This window comes from Clostridium tarantellae, assembly GCF_009295725.1.
In the GTDB taxonomy this organism is placed as follows: Bacteria; Bacillota; Clostridia; order Clostridiales; family Clostridiaceae; genus Sarcina; species Sarcina tarantellae.
In genome coordinates this window covers 1-4,997 of record NZ_WHJC01000251.1, presented here as the reverse complement: position 1 = coordinate 4,997, position 4,997 = coordinate 1, and the positions used below count along the sequence as shown (strand labels likewise).

Here is a 4,997-nt window from a genome sequence, read left to right as displayed (position 1 = left end):
ATATAAAAGTATTTAACTATATTTTTTAATATTAATAAAAACTTTTTAATATTAAAATAAAAAATCATTATGTAAATTTACATAATGATTTTTTATTTTAATTCATTGTTTTTTCTATTTTATTTTTATAGTAATTATAAATGTAAAAAGGAACACCTAATAGCATTAATATGAATCCCCACATTACAGTTTCAGCTCCTGAACCATAAATTGTCCAAATTGTATAAACAAATGCTAATAAAGGTATTATTGCTTTAGTTATAAATATTTTTATATTAAATTGTTTTGCATCTTTAAACATTATCATTATTTCAGCTGAAGCTGTTAATAAATATATTGGTAAGTATGATAATGTTGCTAATAATGTTATAAAGGTAAAAGCTGAAACCATGCTTTTTTGAAAATTCATAATTAATAAAATATTTACTAATATAGAACCTATTATTAAAGAATTTGCAGGTGTTGCATATTTAGGATGTAATTTTCCAAAAAATTTAGGAAATACTCCATCTTGACCTGCTGCAAAAGAAACACGTGCTGTTGATAATAACCAACCTATAGTTGTGCCTAGTATACATATTACAACACCTATTGTTAATGGCTTACCTATTGATGAACCTAAAATCTTAGTTAATATATCTGTTAATGGTGCTGAACTACTAGCTAGTTCTGCATTTGACATAGCTCCCATACAAGCTATACTTATTAAAATATATATTGTAGCAGCTATTAACATACCATAAATAGTACTTTTTTTAACATTTTTTTCAGGATTTTTAATTTCTCCTGCTGTAACAGTTGCACTTTCTAAACCAATAAATGCCCATAATGTAGATGTAGCTGCTAAAGATATTGTATTTAATCCTTTATCTGCTGGTAATAATGGTATCATATTAACGGGATCAAAATTTAAAAATGCAACTATTATAAATACAGCAAAAAAAAGTATTTTAAATACAGTTGCAAATGCTTGTATTTTGCCAGCTTGTTTAACTCCAACAATATTTATTATTGTAAATATCCATAAAATTGCACTAGTATATATTATTGATGCTAAAGGGCTTCTTAAGATCGGGAACAAAGCTGCACTATAGCTAGATAAAGCAACTATGATAGCAGCATTTCCAATCCATGAACCATTCCAATATAACCACGCACTTAAAAAGCCTACAAATTCTCCAAAAGCTATTTTAGTATACTGATATGCTCCTCCAGTAGCTGGAAAACTTGAACCTAATTTAGCAAAGGATAATGCAATTAATATTGATCCTAAAGTAGTAAGAACCCATGCAATTATAGTTGGCATAGGACCTGATAGCTGTGCTAATGTAGCTGGTAACATAAATACTCCCGAACCTACCATATTACCACACACCAGCATAGTTGCCATAAATAAACTAATTTCTTTTTTTAAACTTTTGTTTTCCATTTTTCCTCCTATTCCTATAACTTATAGAATTTAATATTTCCAAAATTCATATAAGTTATTTTAAGGTAAAAAAAAAGCACAAAGACAATCTTTGAGCCTGTACTATACAACAAATTACAAACACAAAGATAGCACCCCACAAATTTGTGACAGTGTTGTATATGTTTTATACAACCCCAGCATATAATATTAAAGCATTAATTATACACTTCGGCAATAATCCCTTTCATACTAATTCATCGTTGCTTCTCTCCTTAGTATTATTATTTATTATTGCAACCTCTATCTTTCATCTTTACCCGTTATTTAATTTTTCTGTAAAATCATTATAACATATTTTAATGCTTTGTCAATTTTAATATTAAATTTTATTTTAAATATATTTTTATACTTATATCATAATTTTTTATTTAAATCATTAATGACATTTCCTATTATTTTTATTCCTTTTTCTATATCTTCTTCCTTTACTCTTGAAAATCCTATTCTAATACAATCCTTTCCTTTATCTCCATTATAAAATATATCCCCTGGCATAAAAATAACACCTTTTTTATAACATCTTTCTAAAACTTCTCTTCCATTAACTCCTTTAAGCTTAATAAATATATGTAACCCACCTTCTCCTAATATAAGTTTATAAGGTATATATTTTTTTATTTGTTCTAAAGTAAAATTATATTTGTTTTTATAATATTTTCTTATTTTTTTCATGTACCTATCAAAAGCACCACTTTCTAAATATTTAAATAATGCTGCTTGGTCTAAAAAGGAAGAATGTATAGTTCGTGCTCTTTTCACACTCTCTAAAATATTTATAAGGTTTTTATCTGCTAATATCCAGCCAATTCTAAGACCTGGAAAAAGCACCTTAGAAAAACTACCTATATATATAACACCATTTCCATTAACACATAAAGATGCTATTGGTGGCACTGGTGAGCTACAATATAATAATTCTTCATTAAACCCATCCTCTAATATAGGAACAGAATATTTTTCACAAATTTCATATATTTTTTTTCTTTTTTCACCACTAACCACTATACCTGTAGGATTATGATATGATGGAACTATATATAAAAATTTGGGTTTATTTTTTTTAAAAGCTTCTTCTAATACAGATATGTTTATACCATCTTTCTCCATAGGTATTGATATAATATTAACTTCATGTGCTTTTATTATTTTTAATGCAGTATTATGAGTTGGTTCTTCACAAACTATAAAATCTCCTTTTTTTATTAATGTACTTAATAAAATATCAAAACCTTCTGTAAAACCATTAGTTATTAAAACATCTTTTCCTTTAGTATTTACACCTTTTTTCTTCATATAATCCTTAATATAATTTATTAACGGTTTATACCCTTTTGCATATCCATAATTTAAAAGTTTTTCACCTTCTAAAGAAAATACATTTAAAAAAGCTCTTTTAAATTCTTCTATATCAAATAAATTTTCATCTGGTGCTATACTTTTAAAAGATATCATTCCCTTTTCCCAATATAGTTCTGTTTTAGTTATATCTAATTTTTCACAAATACATCCATAATTATTTACTTCATTACTCCAATTTACTATAAAATTTTTTTCAGTTTCTTTTTTTTCTATGCATATAAAAGTTCCTTTACCTTTAAAAGTTTTTGTTATTCCTTCATTTTCCAAATTGGAATAAGCTGTAATTACTGAATTTCTACTTATGCCCAAAAAGTTGCTTACTTCTCTAGTAGATGGAAGTTTACTTTCTTTTTTTAAAAGCCCTTTTTTTATATAATCTTTTATATGATTTTCTATTTGAATATATATTTTTTCATTTTTATTTATATTTAATGAAGAAAAAATCAAATTTTTACCTCCTATATTAAAATTAATATTAATTATATTAAATTATTAAAAGAGCCTTATAGTAATAATTTTATTCTATAACTGGCTCTTTTTTATGATTTAAATATAATTTCTAATTTTCATGCTTTCCCCATTTTTAACATATACTCTAGGAATTCTTTTCTTAAGCATGCAAACAACTTCATAATTTATAGTTCCCATTGATTCAGCTATATCATCAACTGTTATTTTTAAATTTTCTTTTTCTCCTATTAATATTACTTCATCATTAACTGTTACATTTTCTATGTGAGATACATCAATCATACATTGATCCATGCAAATTTTCCCAATTACATTGGCAAAATGACCATTAATTATTACTTTAGCTTTTCCACTTAACAATCTAGAATATCCATCTGCATATCCTATTGGCAATGTTGCTATTTTACTTTTTTTAGAAGTTATAAATGTTCTCCCATAACTTATACTCATATTTTTATCCAACTCTTTTAAATGAGCAACTTTAGTTTTTAGTGTAAGGACAGGCTTTAAATTAAGCTTATCTTTTTTTACTTCATTTGATGGATAATATCCATACAAAATTATACCAGCTCTTACTGCATCTAAATAAGTGTCTGGTAAATCAATAATAGCACCACTATTAGCAACGTGTTTTAAAGGAATAGTTATTCCCATTTTTAAAAGTTCATTATAAAACATTTTTAATTTACTAAATTGAACATACGTATACTCTTTATTCTCTTCATCAGAAGTGGCAAAATGTGTAAATAATCCTTTAACTTCAATTCCTTCTAAAGAACATATTTCTTTAACTAACTCCAAACTATTCTTATTAGGCAAAAAACCTATTCTTCCCATACCAGTATCAATAGCAATATGGATTATAGCTTTTTTACCTAAATCTATTGCAATATTAGATAATTGTTTTGCATACTCTAAATTATATACTGTTTGCTCTATATCGTTTTCTATAATTTCTTGTGCGAATTCTAAAGGAGTGTATCCTAAAATTAAAATAGGTGCTTCTATATTATTATGTCTAAGCTCCATAGCTTCTGTTATCATAGCTACTGCAAAAGATGTAGCACCATTTTCTAATAAAATAGGTGCAATATCTATAGCTCCATGTCCATATGCATTAGCTTTTATTACTGCCATTATTTCTTTATTTCCTACTAAATTTTTAACCTGCTTCATGTTGTATGCAATTGCATCTAAATCTATTTCAGCCCATACAGGTCTAATATTCATTTCCATTCTACACCTCTTAAACTATATATAAAATTTTATAATAATTAACTATATTTATTATAATACCATTATATAAAATTTAAAAAAAATTGAAAGAACCACTATATGTATAAAATTTGTTTATAGTGGTTCAATGTAAAAAATAAACCTACCTAAGCAAGGTAAGTTTTTACTAATTCTTCAAGAATTAATTGATGGTTGTTTAATACCATCTCTAAGTAATGTTATTATTTCTTTACAAAGTTTTGGATTAAGATATAACACATCTGCATCATATGCTATATCATGTATTGTTAGTATTTCACAAGCATTTCTGAATAATAAAATATTTGTTATATCAATAACCTTGTTCACATAACTCACCAACAATAATATTTCTATATTTATTTTATTAAAATAATACAAATTTGTTACTTATTATTTAAATCTTTACTTTCATTTAATAATTTTTTAAAACAATTTATTG

General features: G+C 25.4%; 4 protein-coding genes and 1 riboswitch. All 4 genes read right to left on the bottom strand.

Annotation, left to right across the window (positions count from 1 at the left end; genetic code table 11):
- Positions 1-97 precede the first annotated feature (97 nt).
- On the bottom strand, positions 98-1,429 hold the full coding sequence (locus tag GBZ86_RS12610; protein WP_152891182.1) for an APC family permease: 1,332 nt from the start codon (positions 1,427-1,429) through the stop codon (positions 98-100).
- Positions 1,430-1,550: 121 nt separating this feature from the next.
- Positions 1,551-1,722: riboswitch (Lysine riboswitch) on the bottom strand.
- Between the two features lie 103 nt (positions 1,723-1,825).
- The gene (gene pdxR, locus GBZ86_RS12605; protein WP_152891180.1) at positions 1,826-3,277 is read right to left on the bottom strand and encodes a MocR-like pyridoxine biosynthesis transcription factor PdxR; all 1,452 of its coding nucleotides are present in this window, start codon (positions 3,275-3,277) and stop codon (positions 1,826-1,828) included.
- A 99-nt stretch (positions 3,278-3,376) separates the two neighbouring features.
- On the bottom strand, positions 3,377-4,537 hold the full coding sequence (alr, locus tag GBZ86_RS12600) for an alanine racemase (protein WP_152891178.1): 1,161 nt from the start codon (positions 4,535-4,537) through the stop codon (positions 3,377-3,379).
- 174 nt (positions 4,538-4,711) lie between these two features.
- On the bottom strand, positions 4,712-4,885 hold the full coding sequence (locus tag GBZ86_RS17270; protein WP_170272244.1) for a hypothetical protein: 174 nt from the start codon (positions 4,883-4,885) through the stop codon (positions 4,712-4,714).
- Between the last annotated feature and the right edge of the window lie 112 nt (positions 4,886-4,997).